At 35.6% G+C, this 17,334-nt stretch carries 14 protein-coding genes; 4 read left to right on the plus strand and 10 right to left on the minus strand.

The window, feature by feature from the left end; translation table 11 throughout:
- Positions 1 to 3: 3 nt before the first annotated feature.
- Entirely contained in the window at positions 4 to 1,596 is a 1,593-nt protein-coding gene (locus A9178_RS05560) for an ATP-binding protein (RefSeq protein WP_068673174.1), read from the minus strand.
- A gap of 460 nt (positions 1,597 to 2,056) precedes the next feature.
- Here A9178_RS05560 and A9178_RS05565 point away from each other — a divergent pair, with 460 nt between their 5' ends.
- On the plus strand, positions 2,057 to 4,120 hold the full coding sequence (locus A9178_RS05565) for a thioredoxin domain-containing protein (RefSeq protein ID WP_369801959.1): 2,064 nt from the start codon (positions 2,057 to 2,059) through the stop codon (positions 4,118 to 4,120).
- 77 nt (positions 4,121 to 4,197) lie between these two features.
- On the opposite strand, the gene A9178_RS05570 is transcribed toward A9178_RS05565, so the two are convergent.
- Positions 4,198 to 4,437, minus strand: coding sequence for a ferredoxin family protein (locus A9178_RS05570; RefSeq protein ID WP_068673178.1), 240 nt, complete (start codon positions 4,435 to 4,437; stop codon positions 4,198 to 4,200).
- Positions 4,438 to 4,630: 193 nt separating this feature from the next.
- Complete coding sequence (locus A9178_RS05575) at positions 4,631 to 6,805, minus strand: DNA topoisomerase III (protein ID WP_068673179.1); 2,175 nt, start codon at positions 6,803 to 6,805, stop codon at positions 4,631 to 4,633.
- A gap of 227 nt (positions 6,806 to 7,032) precedes the next feature.
- On the opposite strand from A9178_RS05575, the gene ytaF reads away from it, so the two are divergent.
- Positions 7,033 to 7,659, plus strand: a complete 627-nt coding sequence (gene ytaF, locus A9178_RS05580) for a sporulation membrane protein YtaF (RefSeq protein WP_068673181.1) — start codon at positions 7,033 to 7,035, stop codon at positions 7,657 to 7,659.
- Positions 7,660 to 7,758: 99 nt separating this feature from the next.
- On the opposite strand, the gene A9178_RS05585 is transcribed toward ytaF, so the two are convergent.
- Positions 7,759 to 8,550, minus strand: coding sequence for an SDR family oxidoreductase (locus A9178_RS05585; protein ID WP_068673183.1), 792 nt, complete (start codon positions 8,548 to 8,550; stop codon positions 7,759 to 7,761).
- A 91-nt stretch (positions 8,551 to 8,641) separates the two neighbouring features.
- On the minus strand, positions 8,642 to 9,544 hold the full coding sequence (locus tag A9178_RS05590) for an AEC family transporter (RefSeq protein ID WP_231889802.1): 903 nt from the start codon (positions 9,542 to 9,544) through the stop codon (positions 8,642 to 8,644).
- A 513-nt stretch (positions 9,545 to 10,057) separates the two neighbouring features.
- Between A9178_RS05590 and A9178_RS05595 the strand changes: the two genes are divergently transcribed.
- Positions 10,058 to 10,912 (plus strand): CvfB family protein, encoded by an 855-nt coding sequence (locus A9178_RS05595; RefSeq protein ID WP_068673187.1) that lies wholly within the window; start codon positions 10,058 to 10,060, stop codon positions 10,910 to 10,912.
- 45 nt (positions 10,913 to 10,957) lie between these two features.
- Here the strand turns inward: A9178_RS05595 and A9178_RS05600 are convergent, their stop codons facing one another.
- Positions 10,958 to 11,245 (minus strand): hypothetical protein, encoded by a 288-nt coding sequence (locus tag A9178_RS05600; RefSeq protein ID WP_068673189.1) that lies wholly within the window; start codon positions 11,243 to 11,245, stop codon positions 10,958 to 10,960.
- A gap of 183 nt (positions 11,246 to 11,428) precedes the next feature.
- Between A9178_RS05600 and A9178_RS05605 the strand changes: the two genes are divergently transcribed.
- A complete protein-coding gene (locus A9178_RS05605) occupies positions 11,429 to 12,214 on the plus strand; it encodes an HAD family hydrolase (RefSeq protein WP_068673190.1) in 786 nt (261 codons plus the stop codon).
- A 144-nt stretch (positions 12,215 to 12,358) separates the two neighbouring features.
- On the opposite strand, the gene opp4A is transcribed toward A9178_RS05605, so the two are convergent.
- From opp4A to A9178_RS05625, 4 genes are all read right to left on the minus strand, one after another.
- Positions 12,359 to 14,137 carry an oligopeptide ABC transporter substrate-binding protein gene (gene opp4A, locus A9178_RS05610; RefSeq protein WP_068673192.1) on the minus strand — a complete coding sequence of 593 codons (1,779 nt, stop codon included), beginning with the start codon at positions 14,135 to 14,137 and terminating at the stop codon, positions 12,359 to 12,361.
- 101 nt (positions 14,138 to 14,238) lie between these two features.
- Positions 14,239 to 15,144 (minus strand): ABC transporter permease, encoded by a 906-nt coding sequence (locus A9178_RS05615; protein ID WP_068673194.1) that lies wholly within the window; start codon positions 15,142 to 15,144, stop codon positions 14,239 to 14,241.
- A 27-nt stretch (positions 15,145 to 15,171) separates the two neighbouring features.
- The gene (opp4B, locus tag A9178_RS05620; protein ID WP_068673196.1) at positions 15,172 to 16,134 is read right to left on the minus strand and encodes an oligopeptide ABC transporter permease; all 963 of its coding nucleotides are present in this window, start codon (positions 16,132 to 16,134) and stop codon (positions 15,172 to 15,174) included.
- Between the two features lie 255 nt (positions 16,135 to 16,389).
- Positions 16,390 to 17,334, minus strand: a complete 945-nt coding sequence (locus A9178_RS05625) for an ABC transporter ATP-binding protein (protein WP_068673198.1) — start codon at positions 17,332 to 17,334, stop codon at positions 16,390 to 16,392.

The raw sequence follows: 17,334 nt of genomic DNA on the forward strand, positions 1-17,334 counted from the left end.
TATTTAATTTACCTTTTTTGGTATATAAACTGTAAATACAACACCAATGTTAAATTTGTTTTGAATTTCTATTTGCCCCTCTAATTCATTTATCACTTCTTTAACAATGGCTAATCCGTAACCTCTGTTTTTTGTATTTTTGGTTGAATATCCCCGTTCAAAGATTTTGCTCACTACAGAATCTGGAATGCCTATACCATTATCTGCTATTTCAAAAATAATATCATTACCAATATCGGTTGCAAAAAAAATAACTTCTTTTCTTTCATTTTCGCTATCCTTGACAGCCTCCATTGCATTATCAAGTAAGTTTCCTACAATTGTTATCAGTTTAACGACACTTAAATGATTAGGTAACTTCTGTAAATAGCTATTAGAATCTATTATTAAACTAATCTTATTCTCAGTTGCCTTTCCAATTTTACCTAAAAGGATAGCTTGTACAGTTGGATCTTTAATTTGTGAAAACAAAATCCTATTCTGACTTCTCGTAATCTCCAGCTCCGTCTGTATTAACTCAATAGCTTCTTGGTAATTACCTAATTGTAACAACCCAGATAATACATATAATTTATTCGTGTACTCATGCGTTTGCGATCTAAGGTCTTCTGAATATTTCCTGACCTCTGATAATGTATTAATCATTTCCTTTAACTCTGTTTTATCGCGAAAACTTAAAACAGCACCCTCAACTTTATCTTTCTCTAAAATTGGTGTTACGTTAACAATAACATGTCTATTATTTACCATTATTTCTTTATTCTTGTAGTTATTATTAATCCGGAGAATTTTTTCCATCTCTATATCTGAATAAATTTCATCCAGTCTTTTTTCCAAAGTACATTTCTTAGATAGGCCTGCTATTTGTTGGGCAGATTGATTCATCATCGTTATTCTTCCAGCTTTATTAATGGCTATAATTCCTTCATGAATGGAAGTAAGTATTGCATTTCTTTCTCTATATAAGGATGCAATTTCAAACGGTTCCAGACCGAGTGTATCCTTTCTTATACTTTTGGCTAAAAAAACCCCACCAAATATACCTAATAATAATACGATTAAGGAGACACCGCTTATTTTCATTAGCTTACTGTAAATAATTGAATGGATATCTTCCATTAAAAATCCTATAGAAACAATACCAATAATTTCGCCATTAGCATCCAAGATTGGCGCTTTACCTCTCATCGATGGACCGAGACTTCCAACAGCTTTTGAAACGTAAGACTTCCCTTCTATTAAAGCCTTATCATTGTCCCCTCCAACCATTTTCTTCCCCAACTTCATCGGGTCGGGATGAGAATATCGAATACCGTTATTGTTTCCAATAACAACATATTCCGCCTCAGTCAGTTCCCTAATCTCCTCAGCAATGGGTTGAATAGTTTTTTCAGGATATTCCTCATGAAACGCCTTCCTTACTGTCGGTAGTTTTGCGACTATATTCGCAATTTGGAGCCCCTTTTCACCAATTTCCTGTTCTGTACTCTTATACTCTATATACGAATAAACAGCGGTAAGTAATAAAGAAATAAACAAAACTAATCCTATAATTAAAACTAGTATCCTAGTTTGCATGGAAAATTTAATTATCATATCCCCCCCTACGCTCGTAGTTGCTATTTTCTATTTTCTAATCCTATTGTATAACACATTTGGTTATCTATTCTACTAAAGATTAAGTTAATTCTACCAATTAAGAGATTACAATGTCTACATCATGAATATACTAGAAGATAAGGATAACGATATATATATATCTACTATAAACAAACCTTTAACCAAAATTACTTTGTATTTGCTGATGGTAGTCATTGGATTGTTATAATAGGAGAAGATGGGATCATGGAAACAGCCATGATTGCGGACAATTATAAAACTGGAGGTAGAGATTGGACCAAGTTCTAAAAATAAAGTTTATAATAAAGATACTCATTCGAGTGTCTTTTTCACTTTTATAGATAAGACGAGATGTAAATTTACCTGTCTTATTTATTTTTAGATTGGGTAATATAATTAAAGGTACATATATAAAGGATGGAGGAAATATCTCATGGTGTCTGAAAATAAACCACCTAATCAATTAATTAATGAAAAATCCCCCTACTTACTCCAACACGCCCATAACCCTGTTGACTGGTACCCATGGGGTGAGGAGGCGTTTGAAAAAGCCAAACAAGAAAACAAACCAATTTTTCTTTCCATTGGCTATAGCACTTGCCATTGGTGTCATGTAATGGCCCACGAATCATTTGAAGATGAAGAAGTAGCAAAAATCTTAAACGAAAAATACATATCCATTAAAGTGGATCGGGAAGAACGCCCGGATGTCGATTCCATCTATATGAAAGTTTGCCAAATGATGACGGGACACGGTGGTTGGCCGTTAACTATTTTTATGACACCTGATAAAATTCCTTTTTATGCAGGGACCTATTTTCCTAAAGAAAGTAAATACGGTCGGCCAGGATTAATTGAAGCTTTGACACAATTACATCGGAAATACGCCGAAGACCCCAACCATATTACGAGTGTTACAAGAAGTGTTACCGATGCTTTAACCAAATCCATTACACCAAAAAGTGATCAGCGACTTACAACAGATACATTAGACAAAGCTTACGAACAACTAGCAAAAAGCTATGACTTTACGTATGGAGGTTTTGGGGATGCACCAAAATTTCCGATGCCACAAAATCTTCTTTTTTTATTACGTCATTACTACTTCACTGGGAATACCGCTGCCCTTAAAATGGTGGAAAAAACGTTAAAAGATATGACCGCTGGAGGAATATGGGATCATATTGGATATGGATTTGCCCGATACTCGACCGATGAAGAATGGCTCGTTCCACATTTTGAGAAAATGCTTTATGATAATGCCTTGTTATTAATGGTTTTCACTGAATCCTATCAAATAACGAAAGACCCCTTTTACCGAGTAATTTCAGAACAAATCATCACATTTATTAAACGAGAAATGACGAGTAATGAGGGTGCCTTTTATTCCGCAATAGATGCTGATTCAGAAGGAGTAGAAGGAAAATATTATGTTTGGGATTATGAGGAGATTTATGACATTCTCGGTCATGATTTAGGTGAATTATATTCAGAAGTATATGACTTGACACCTCAGGGAAATTTTGAAGGAAAAAACATACCCAATCTTATTGATCAAGATTTAGAATATGTAGCAAGAGAAATCAACCTACCATTAGATGCCTTACTGAAAAAACTAGAAATAGCTAGAACAAAACTATTAGAAAAACGAGAACAACGTGTCTACCCGCATGTTGACGATAAAATTTTAACGTCTTGGAATGGTTTGATGATTGCGTCTTTAGCAAAAGCCAGTCGAGTTTTTGGCAATGTAACATACATCCAAATGGCAGAAACCGCTATCGAATTTGTCGAGAAAAATTTAAATGAAAATAATCGCTTAATGGCTAGGTATCGGGAAGGTGAAACAAAGTACAACGCGTATATCGATGATTATGCCTTTCTATTATGGGCATATATCGAGCTATACGAAACGACCTTATCTAAAAGATATTTAAAACAAGCCCACTCTCTTTCGAAACAAATGCTAGAATTATTTTGGGATGAAGAACATGGAGGCTTCTATTTTAGTGGAAAAGATAGTGAACAATTAATTGCAAAAGATAAGGAGATTTATGATGGTGCAATTCCATCAGGTAATAGTGTAGCCGCGGTCATGCTAACCCGTTTAGGATATTTATCCGGAAAAACTTCCTATCTAGATAAGGTAGAAGAAATGTATTACACTTTTTTCAATGATATAAATAGAATGGCTTCCGCAAGTCCTTTCTTTCTACAGAGTCTTCAACTAATGGAATACAAAACAAAAGAAGTTGTCGTACTTCGAAATATGGATGACGATAATGGAATACAATTATTAAGAGACGTTCAATCAGATTTCTTACCAAATGTTGTTTTCCTTATCGGTGAAACACCAGAAGACTTTTCTGAAGTTGCACCATTCGCTACTGAATACAAGCAAATAGGAAACGAAACCACCGTTTATATTTGCGAGAACTTTTCTTGTAGACAACCGACAACCAATATGGACGATGCTATCAAAGCAATTAAAGAAAAGTAACATTTCCGAAAGTGTTACTGATTTCATAATCAAAAATCCCCGTTACATTTCTACTAAAAATGTAACGGGGATATCATTTATCTATTTGCAAAGAATTCCTCAGCCTTTTCTAAAAACACCTCTTGATCTGGTGTTAAATCATATTCTTCCTCTATGGCTGAAACAGGGCACACTGCTTTACACGCACCACAGTCGATACAAATATCTGGATCTATGTAAAATTGATCTGGACCTTCCTCTATACAATCAACAGGGCATACACTAACACATTCGCCAGCCTTTTCTCCCCTACAAGGATCTAATATAACAAATGCCATTAAGTCTACCTCCTTCATGTCAACATTTATATACTATTTAAATGATAATGCTTTCTAGATTAGATGTAAACTATTTGGCTTACTTCTTATAAGTTAATTTGAACGCGTCAGCCGTTTCATTATGAACTTCGGTATTCTGTAATTTAGCATGCAACTAGCCCTCTATTATTTTAAATAGAGGGCTAAAATGATCCTATTTTTTAAATTTCGCTGCTAATGCTTCTGCAAGGGCATTATTTTTAAATCCATCATCCTGTTTTTTCAAATACTTATTAACATCTTTTTTAGACACTTTATGTTGTTTCTCTTGACTTCTTCGTTTATTAAATGTTGAAACTTTTTCTCGATGACCACATTTACAAACGAATAATTGACCATCGCCTTCCCCTCTAAGCTCCATTCGCTTATGACAATTCGGGCATCTTGCATTTGTTTGTTTTGCGATATTTTTCTTATGGCCACATGAACGGTCTTGGCAAACCAACATTCTTCCATGTTTATTTTTCACTTCAAGCATGAGCTTTCCACATTCTGGACATTTCGTTCCCGTCATATTATCATGCTTGAAAGTCTCATCACTATTTTTTATTTCTAAAACAATCTGTTTCGTGTAACCTTTTATTTCAGTGATGAATTTCTCCTTCTTTAACTTTCCTTCCGCAATGGCTTGAAGTTTTTTCTCCCACTCTGCAGTCAGGACTGGCGAGCGTAAATCATCTGGTACTAAATCCAATAATTGACGACCTTTTGATGTAATGAAAATATGTTTTCCTTTTAATTCCATATACATACTGTTAAAGAGTTTTTCAATAATATCTGCGCGTGTCGCAACTGTTCCAATTCCACCAGCTTGATTTATTGTTTTTACTAAATCCTTTTCTTTCGTATTCATGTATTTGGTTGGGTTTTCCATCGCTTGTAATAAAGCACCTTCTGTAAAACGCTCAGGTGGTTTTGTTTCTCCTTCCGTTTGTTTAAGCACAACGGTAGTAAAAACTTCTCCCTTATGAATCGCCGGTAGTCTCTGATCATCCGAAGATTCTTCATCATCATAACGATTGTCATACACTTCTTTCCAACCTTGCTTTTTAACTACCTTCCCTTTAGCGACAAATGTTTCTCCATTTATTTCTGCAAAAATAGTAGTCTGCTCATATTCATGCGGATCCGACAAAACAGCCATAAATCGTTTCACAACTAAATCATAAATTTTTCTTTCTTTATCGTTCAAGTCTTCTAAAACCACTTGTTCTTCAGTTGGAATAATGGCGTGGTGATCAGATACTTTTGCATTATCTACTACTGATTTGGGAAGTTTAAAGTCTTTTTTCAATAACTTCCCTGCAATTTTTGCATATTGATCCACTCCACACGCTTTTAAGCGGTCCTTTAATGTTGGAACAATATCCGTCGAAATAACACGTGAATCTGTTCGTGGATACGTTAATACCTTATGTTGTTCGTATAGTTTCTGCATAATTGATAACGTTTGTTTTCCAGAAAAATTAAATATTCGGTTTGCATCCCGCTGTAATTCTGTTAAATCATATAATTGAGGAGCAAATTTTTTCTTAGCAGTTTGATTAACCTGAACCACTTTTGCGGACTGATTTTTCAATTTTTCTAGAAGTCCATTCGCCTTTTCTTTGGAAAATATACGATGATTCTTTTTATCATCCTGCCAAATAAATTTGAAACCTTTATTCGTCTTCGCTTCTATTCCATTAAATTTACGGGGCTGGAATTCTTTAATTTCTTTCTCTCGTTGGGCAACCATTTCTAATGTAGGTGTTTGCACACGGCCACTTGAAAGCTGTGCATTAAATTTAGTTGTTAATGCTCTTGTAGCATTTAGACCTACATACCAATCCGCTTCTGAACGCGCAACCGCTGAAGCATATAAATTTTCGTATTGCTTACCTGGTTTTAAATGTTTAAAACCATCACGAATTGCTTTATCGGTAACAGATGAAATCCATAAACGCTTTACCGGTTTATTTACACGAGATTTTTCTAAAATCCAGCGTGCAACAAGCTCTCCTTCTCTCCCAGCATCTGTAGCAATGACAATGTCTGCAACATCTTTTCGATTTAATTGCGTTTTTACTGCATTGAATTGCTTTCCTGTCTTTTTCATGACCACTAATTTCAAATGATTTGGAAGCATCGGTAAATCGTCCAGCTTCCACGATTTATACTTATCATCATAGGCTTCCGGATCTGCTAACGTCACCAAATGCCCTAACGCCCATGTCACAATATAGTTAGATCCTTCTATAAATCCGTTCCCTTTTTTATGGCAATTTAATACTCTTGCTATATCTCGACCAACTGATGGTTTTTCTGCTAATACAACTGTTTTACTCATCTATTTCTTTCCTTTCTTAAAAAGAACATTATACTTTACTTTATCACATTCACATAAGACTTTCAGAAGTTGTTTCTTTAAGAAATAAGAATGTATAAAAGTTTAACTTATTACATCTATTCTTAAGGAAGGTAAATTAAATATTATATTTGCCTATGTAATGAAGCACACCTAACCTTTCCCCCCCATACAATATGTTAGTAACATTGTAAAGGAATGGGTTATGAATGCTATATTATACAGGATTGTTTTTATTAGTTATAGCAGTAAGCATCGACGGACTCGGTGTTGGAATAACTTATGGTATGCAAAAAATCAAAGTACCAATACGTGCCATTCTCATCATCATGTTGTGCTCTGGTACTGTATTATTGCTCTCCATGACGGTTGGTAACTTTCTTCAAAAATTTATTTCCATTGATATCGCACAATCAATAGGTGGAGTTATATTAATCTCTTTAGGATTGTTTTCTTTGTTTAATATAATCCGTTCAAATATAAACAAAGAAAATATAAAGGAAGAGGAAAATTCGAATAGCAAATTGAAGGATATAACAACGGTATTCTCCACTCCTGATAAAGCAGATCTAGATAAATCTGGAGCTATCTCAATCGGGGAAGCCCTAATACTCGGTTTCGCCCTTTCTCTAGATGCCTTTGGTGCAGGGATTGGAGCATCCCTATTAGGTTACACCCCTTGGATAACCGCCTTATTAATCGCGACAATGAGTGGAATTTTCTTATTTACTGGGATGAAGATAGGAATGTTTCTAGCTAAGCATGAGAAGTTACAGAAACTTTCTTTTCTTGCCCCGACTATATTGATTGGATTAGGCGTACTAAACCTTATTTAAAGCAGTTTAAAGACAGGTTTCTTATTCCTTCATCAGTAAACAAAGTGAGGGAGAAAGTTTTATACTTTTCAACCTGCAGGAAAAGAAACCTGTCTTGTATTATAAAGCCCTTACCGATCCACCATCTACAACTAATGTTTGCCCAGTTATATATGTATTTGCTCCTGATCCTAAAAATACAATCGCTTTGGCAAATTCCTCTGGTTTTCCGAAGCGTCCCATCGGAATGTTTTTTACTTCTTCCTCAATAACTTGATCAATGGATATTCCTTGTTGATCTGCAGCAAATTGATATAAATCGTTAATTCGATCCGTATGAATAACTCCAGGACCAACTGTATTAATCAAAATATTTTCCTCTGCAAGTTCCCGTGCTAATGTTTTTGATAGTCCTACGATTCCTGGTCTCATTGTATTGGATAGGACAAGATTGTCTAAACTTTGATACATCGATGAAGAAGCTAAATTAACAATTGCCCCACGTTTTTGTTTTTGCATATATGGAACCACAGTACGAATCGTACGAACAAAGCTAAGTAAATTCAGTTCAAATGCATGGTACCATTCTTCATCCGTCATATCTAGAAACTTTCCAGCAGGTGGACCCCCTGCATTATTAACCAATACATCGACTGTTCCATTCCAAGATACAGCCTTGTCCACTAAACGCTCAATATCATCTACTTTTTTCATATCACAAACCATATAATCAACGTGATTGTTTCCAGTTTCCTGTTTTATTTCTTCTACAGTTAACTTTAATTCATCCTCGCTTCGACTGCTAATTAAAACATGGGCACCCTCTTTCGCATACTCAAGTGCAGAAGCTTTTCCCAATCCTTTACTAGCCGCAGTAACAATGACAGATTTCCCTTTTAAACCTAAATCCATTAATCCCACCCCTTGTTTAAATTTACTTCTACCCCTATTATAAACAAACCTATTCAAATATTCCCACTACTTGAATTCAACTTTGATAGAATTACATAATATTTAACAATATCGTGATTGTTAGAATACTAGTAACAGTAGAGATAAACGTAATACTTGATACTAATTCAGGCTCCGTGTCAAATTCAATCGCATACATTGTGGTCGTTGCTGCAGGAGGCATTGCCGAAATAGTAATAAGGATTGCTCCAATCAATGGATTGATATTCGAAAAATAAACAAATCCTGCTGCAAATAAAGGTGCAACGATCATTTTCAAAAAAACACTAGAGGTAATTACCTGCCAATTTATTTTAATTCCAGTAATCGATCCTAACTGCATCCCCAGTACAATCATCATGACAGGAATCGATGCCTCCCCTACCATTGATAATGTAGAATGAATCGATTCAGTAATTGGAATCTGGAAGAATTGGAAAATAAAAGCCAGAAACATCGCATAGGTTGTTGGCATTTTAAATACATTTAACAAAGCTCTCTTGATTCCACTTGAACTACGTGAAGCATAGTAAACCCCAAAGAAGTTATTCTGTAATCCTTGTACTACCATAATAAAAACCGCATATGGTAAAGCCGCTTGCCCTAAACTAAATAAAACAACTGGTAGACCATAATTCCCTGAATTCATAAAACCTGTCGATAATATTGCTGCACTTTCCACGTTTTTCGACCATTTGAAAACCTTAGCAAGAACTTTATTTAGAAACACCATAACATAGAATAAAATAAACATATAAATAAAAATGACGGCATAAGCACTGTTAAAATCCGCATCGTATAATGATATAAAAACCAGTGCAGGTGACAGAATGTAAATTGTTACTGCTGAAACTGATTTTACATCTAAGACTCTTAGCCTTTGTAAAATAAATCCCGCTAAAAATACAAGCATGATTGGTAAAATTACATTAAAGAATAAGGACAATACTTTCATCTCCATCTAACTAGACTATATTTTTAAAATTGATAGACTATTATTTAGTGTACCATAATTATAAGATTTTGATATAAACAATATCTTATATATTCGTATCTCACCCCTCAAAAATTTGACATCTAGATTAAACAAATGTATAGTTAATAGGTTGCACTTGAAGTAACAACTAAGTGTCCTGGCATTCTACAATGTTTTTGAAGATGCTTATTCACACTGGCGCGTCTAAGGGGACGCAAGGACGTAAGAGCAGGTTGGGCTTACGTTGTTAAGTTAGAGAACATGAAATGAAATAGCAAGAGCCCCGCAATACATGCAGGATGCTTGAGCTAGATAAATAGTGTAGATAATGTACCGCGGTTAATGGAAAGAATGATGCTGAATTCCTCTCGCAAGAATTGGAATTAAAATATAAAACTTATGTGTTACTTTGTAATCAAAGGGGGTACTCTTGTAATAGGGTATCCCCTTTTCCAAAAAGAGTGAGAAATACATATAGAAAGTAGGTTACACATGAATACATTAAAACTAGGAACAGTACAAACGATGACGGTATTACGTAAAATAGATACAGGTTACGTCTTAGAAAAAAATAGTGAACAAGCTTTATTACATGTTAATGAAACAGACAAGGAGCATGAAGAAGGACAAGAAATTAGCGTTTTTCTTTACATGGATAAGAAAGGGAATATCACGGCCACAACTACTTTGCCAACGATTCAAATGGATGAATATGGATGGGCTGAGGTAGTTGAAAGCATTCCCAGGCTTGGAGTTTTTGTAGATATTGGTATTGCAAAAGACTTTTTAGTTTCTAGTGACGACTTACCTTTGTATTCAAAGGTATGGCCAGAACCAGGAGATCAACTATTTGTAACGTTAGGTGTTGATAAAAAAGGGAGATTATTAGCCATTCCAGCAACAGAAGGAATGATGTACCGTGAGTTTGAAACAGCTAAGGAAGATATGTTGAATAAACAGGTGAGCGGAAGAGTTTATCATACAAGTAAAGAAGGTTCTGCTATCATTACCGAAGATTATTATCGGGGATTTATTCATCATACGGAACGAAAATCAGAACCCCGATTAGGTGAACTCGTAAACGGTCGCGTGATAGAGGTAAAGGGGGATGGGACATTAAATGTTTCATTGCGCCCGCTTAAACAACACGGAATGATTGATGATGCAGAAATGATTCTTCAACATCTCCAGGATAATAATGGCATGATTCCTTTTGGAGATAAGAGTGAACCAGAAGATATTCGAGGTACTTTCCAAATTAGTAAAGCGGCATTTAAACGTGCCCTTGGAAAGTTGATGAAAGAAGGAACAGTGGAACAGCGCGATGGTAAGACGTACTTAAAATGATTAAAAAACGATAGTCCCTTTCATTAAGGTTCTATCGTTTTTGTTTTATGCATTTTTCGTATTTGGTTGTTGATAAGCATCAATAATAGAAATAAGGATTAGGGTAACTGCAGCTGCGAACATACATGCAATTCCAACTCCACCTAATGGTGCGCCCATAACTTGAGTATTCACTAAAGGTGATGCGAACATACATAATAATCCGATTGCGGCAATAAGTATTCCAGGATAATATCCTATGTTCTTTTCTTTTGATGCTCTAACTAGAAATAAACTAATAACAAATGCGACAAATGCAAGGATACCACCAAATGTTAAAACTGATGCAACCATCCTCTTCACCCCACTATAAAATAATCCTATAACTTAGTCTACATTCGAACGCTTACAAAGTCAATTGTTTATCCTTTTAGTTAGGACTGACCATTTAAATTGTATTTGTTTGAATGTTAACAGTCCAAGCCGTTATAATAGTGGAGATTTGATATTCTACATTAATTTTAAAAGGAGTCTATTATGACATTTAAGGCAGTATTTTTAGATATTGATGGAACAATATTAAGACCGGACCATTCGTATTCAGAAAAAACAAAAGATGCTATTGAGCAGCTACAAAACAATGGTATAGAAGTATTTCTTGCGACTGGTAGACCTATTCATGAAATTAAAGAATTAGCAACATCTTTAAACATCGATTCTTTTATAGGCTATAATGGAGCACTTGCCATTTATAATAGTGAAACCATTGTAAATGAAACGATGGGTGAAAATTTAGTAAATAAGATGGTTGCTATATCTAAAGACAATCAGCATGAGTTTGTTATGTATACGAACAATATGAGTTATTTTGCAAATATGAACAGCCCTTTTTCGCGAGATTTCAGTGAAATTTTCCAAATGAATCATATCGAAAATTACACTTCTAAGGTAGCTGACCAAATATTAGGCATAACCATTATGAACGTCAAAGAAGATGAAAAGGCGCTTTATCAAATTGATCCTAGTATTGTGCTTGCTGAAGTGAATGTCAATAATTTAAATCATACCTATGATGTTCTCCGTACGAATGTTAATAAAGGAGAAGCTATTAAAAAGACATTAGAACGATTAAACATTTCCGCAGATGAAGTCATTGCCTTTGGAGATGGAATGAATGATAAAGAAATGCTCCAATTTGTTGGAGAAGGATTTGCTATGGGTAATGCGAACCCTGATTTATTCCAATACGCGAAACATAAAACTACTACTGTAACGGAAGATGGAATATATAACGGTTTAAAAAAGTTAGATTTAGTTCTATAAAAGGCTAAAATGAGATGCTTACTTAGCTATAAGAAATAACCTACCAATCATCCATTAAATGATCGGTAGGCTATTTCACTTTTAATATAGATTTTTATTATCAATAACAAACTACCTAATACGTGAATGCCTATTCCGCATTCATTATTCTGCTTTAAAAGGTTCTCCATGGGTTACACCAATTTCATGGAATCCCATAAAATCCGGTCCAATCGAATAGTTCACGACACGTTTGTTAATCGGAACAAGTATGGAGCGGAAAAGCGTTGGAAACACAGGAATTTCATCTACCATTAATTGTTGCCACTCACTGTACACTTCTTGGCGGTATTCTGAATCAAAAGCCTCTTCTGATAACCCTTCTTTCAACAGACGGTCATTTTCTTCACTAGCATAGCGAGAGAAGTTAAAAATTGCCTGACGTCCATATAAACCAGATGGGTCCACATCCGTTGCAACGCTCCAAGCACCTTGATAAATATCAACTGCTGGGTCATCATCTCCATTTTGTCCAATTCTGTCATAAAAGCTATTAAATTCAATCAAACGACCATCTAATAGTTGAACGTTAAGCCCTACTTGCTCCCAAGATTGAACATAATAGTTTGTAAGTGGCTCAGCGATATCCCCACTAGACATGGAAGCAAAATTAATTACTAATTCTTCCCCATCTGGATTTTCACGCATTCCATCATTGTTCGTATCCACATATCCAGCTTCATCTAAGATTTGTTTTGCCTTTTCCGGATCAAAGGTTGGCGCTTCAATAGAATCATCATGATAATCTGGATGAGAAGGCGGAATTAGCGTATTAGCATTCCATCTAAGTCCATTATAAAACTGTTTAGCCACTGCATCATTATCGACTGCATACCACATAGCGCGACGCAAGTTTACATCTGCCATTTTTGCATCTGGATCTGGTTTTACTTCTTGGGCTTCTTTATCCCAAGTACCTAATTTAAATCCAATGTAACTATAAGACATATCAACTTTTCCCAAAAATTCCACGTTAGTAAGACTAGCTTCTACATCTGCATATTGCTCGGATGGAAAGCTGTCAACTACATCTACATCCCCTGACTTAAGCGCCTGAACAATCGTCTGCGGATTGACTACTTTTACAGTCACCCCATCTAATTTAGGCGCTCCCTGCCAATAATCTCCATTAGCTGTCAGGCTAACAGATTCTCCTGGAACAATACTTTCCACTTTAAATGGTCCAAAACCAATTGGATTTTTACGTACTGCATCTGATGCAGACATATCAGCAACCGGGATATCTTCAAAAATATGTTTTGGTAACGCATATGGCCAAACACCACCAGCCAATAGAGACGGTGTACCTTCTATATATGTTATTTTCAAGGTTTTTTCATCTACTACCTCAAGACCTGAAATCGAATTCGTATCTCCATTATGATATTCTTCCATACCTGCTATATTTCTAAATGAGGAGTCATAGCGAGGTCCATCATAATCTGGATGTCCAATTACTTCTATTGCGTATGCCCAATCCTCTGCCTTTACCGGCTCACCATCATGCCAATTAACATTATCACGAATAGTGAAAGTAAACGTATGATGATCCTCACTCACTTTAAATGTCGCTGCACCATCTTGCGTATAATTATGGTTTTTATCAACGGATAGTAGTGATTCATCGAACCATTTAATGATTTCATTATCAAATGATCCAGAATAAAAATTATAGTTTAATGTTCCTTCAAAAGGGGTCTCTGTTACTAGACCATAATTTAAAGTACCACCATCGATTGCTTCGCCTTCTGTTGATGAATCGGTCGAAAAGTCCTCTATAGAATATATAGTATCCTCTGATTCCCCATTTGAATCATTACCACATGCAACCAATAGTACGAACATGATTAGCATGATGACCAGAATCCACTTACTCTTTCTCATCATAATAACCTCCTTTTTATGTTTATTAGTCCTTTATAAAAAGACTCTAATTCTATATGTACATCCACTAAACTTCAGTGAAAGTTCTCAATAAGGAATAGCTATCCTTTCCTTTGCCTTGCATCTGTTGCTCGTCTTAAAGCTTCTCCCACATTTCTAACTGCAAGCATTAATACTAAGATCATAACTGCAGCAGGAACCCAAATCCACCATCTATTCTCTAAAGTTTGTGGATTTGTAGCATAGCTTAATAGTGTTCCAAGGCTAGGTGTACTCTCTGGAAAACCAAAACCTAAAAAGGAAAGTCCAGATTCTAACCCAATATTCGATGCTAAATTCAATGTCATCGTAACAATAATTAAGGAACTAATATTCGGCATGACTTCTCTAAATATAATTTTGAAATGCGATGTGCCTAATGTCTTCGATGCTTGTACATAATCCAATTCTTTTTCTTGCAAGGCTTTAGATCTAATCAGCCTGGCTATCCCCATCCAACTGAACGCAGTAAAAATTAAAGAAAAAGCAACAATCGTATAATTTGGAACAATCGAAACAAACACAATTACCAACATTATGAATGGTAATACCTGGAAAAAATCTAATACACGCATAAGAATGTTGTCAATATGGCCACCAAAATATCCAGCAACCAAACCAAATATCACTCCAATTACACCACTTAAAAATGTCACAATAAACCCAATAGAAAGCGAATTACGTGTACCGATGATTAACTGCCCAAATACATCCCTACCACCGTAATCCGTACCTAATATAAACTCTTTTGAAGGGGGTTCATGAATAGAAAACAGATCTACTTTAACAATTTCATCCTGATCCATCACAAATGAAATCCCATATACAAATACAACGATGACAATTAACATAATGAGAGAAACAAGAGCAAGTTTATCCCTTACTAATTCGGTCCAAAGTATTCTTAAACCGGTTGAGTTATGTTCCATATTTTGTTGACTCTGCGTTTCCTTTTTATCTAATTCCATATACTCACCCCATAGATATCTAAGTCCCTACTTTATCCGTATACGCGGGTCAACCATACTTAGTATAATATCGGAAAGCAATGCCCCTAATATCGCCGCTGCACCAAATAATAGCACTACAGCGTTCACCACACTAAAATCTCGTTGTAATACTGATTCGATAAATAACTGCCCCATACCCGGAAAACTAAAAATTTGTTCCACAAAGATAGTTCCGGTTATCAACATCGTAATTTCATAACCAAAAAAAGCGGCAATTGGTAATAATGAATTTCTTAGGATATGTCTGTTGTATACTCTAGATTCAGAAGCACCTTTTGCCCTTGCAGTAATAACAAAATCTTTTTGTTTCGTATCTACTATTTCACTCCGTAAATATTGAACAGTTGATACCGTTTGAATAATAGCGATGGAAAGTGCCGGTAAAATAAGATGTTGAATTCTACTCATCACATATTCCAAGGTACCGGGTTCCAAGCCTGGCGCAACACTCCCCCCAGTTGGAAACCATTGAAAATGAAATCCAAAAATCCATAACAGTACTAATGCAAATATAAATAACGGAGTAGCAAATCCGATATATGTATAACCAGCAATGGAAGAATCTAGGATGGTATCATTGTATCGTCCACTAATCATGCCAAGCGGAACAGCAATAATATACGTAAAAATTAATGCCGTAACAGACAGCCAGAATGTATTCACGATTCGTTCTTCTATTAAATCGGTAACCGGCATTTTATAGCGGAAGGATTGACCAAAGTCCCCCTGAACCACACCGCCAACCCAATCGATGTATTTTTCATACCATGGCTTATTTAAGCCTAATTTTTCCCTTTGCTCTTCTATTGTTTCCGGGTCTATATTCGGATCAACAAGACCAGTAAGGGCATCACCTGGCATAGCTTGTGCAAGCAAAAATATTAGTACACTTAGTAGAATTAATTGAGGAAAAGTAATCACAAGTCTTCGCACGATAAATTTCCACATGTTTAATCAACCTTTCTCTTTTAGAGTGAGTTTAAAAAGGAGGATGAAAAGGACCGAGCAGTTCAAGGCGGTGTAGCTTTGAGCAGCGGAACGTATGCAATTAATACGTGAGCAGACGTTCTTCCACGCAGGAAAAGTGATTTTCTTTTCCAAGGAGCGGAAAAGCAAGCCAACGAGCTGCTTTAAAGGAAGGCCGACTAAAACCGGGCTTTGCGCCCAACGTCGGCATACCCCTTTTGCAGGGGCATGTCATTTTCACCAGACTTTTTCAACATCCTCTTGTAGAGCAACCAGATGGGTTTCCGAAACAGACTTCAAACCATACGCCAATCCCTCACTATCAAAATAATCATGGTATCGTTGATCAAATTCTTGTTGAACCTTTTTCCGAAGTCGGAATTGTTTATCCCGATTACTAGGATTCATATCAGGTATAGCAGAAATTAGTCTCTTCGTATAAATGTGTTGTGGGTTATTAAATATTTCTTCTATTGTTCCTTGTTCCACATACCTACCTTTATACATAATAGAAATTTCATCACAAAAATGCTTTACAATGCCTAAGTCATGACTAATGAAAAGGTAAGTTAATCCAAGTTCCTTTTGAATATCTTGCAAGAAATTTAAAACTTGAGCCTGAACAGATACATCAAGCGCGGAAACTGGTTCATCAGCAATAATTAATTTTGGCTTTAACGCAATCGCTCTAGCTACCCCAATTCTTTGTCGTTGCCCTCCAGAAAATTGATGAGGATATTTCATCATATTTTCTTTTGATAAACCTACTAACTCTAGCAACTCTTCTACCCGTTTAATTTCTTCCTTTTTCGTTAACTTTTCAAAATTCCTTAAAGGCTCAGCGATAATATCCAATATTCTTTTTCTCGGATTCAATGATGAATAAGGATCTTGGAAAATCATCTGTAAGTTCTTTCGTATCTCTTTTCGATTGCTATTCTTACTTGTAATATCTACCCCATTGAAGATTACTTTACCAGAAGTTATTTTCTCTAGGCCGATAACTCCTCTTCCTATCGTAGATTTGCCAGAACCAGACTCGCCAACTAATCCATATGTTTTCCCTTGCTCAATTTGAAAAGAAACACCATCAACTGCCTTAATATGATTGACCGTTCGATTAAATAATCCTGTTTTAATTGGAAAATGAATCTTTAAATTTGTCACTTCAAGTATCGACAT

The organism is Oceanobacillus sp. Castelsardo (assembly GCF_001659985.1).
In the GTDB taxonomy this organism is placed as follows: domain Bacteria; phylum Bacillota; class Bacilli; order Bacillales; family Amphibacillaceae; genus Oceanobacillus.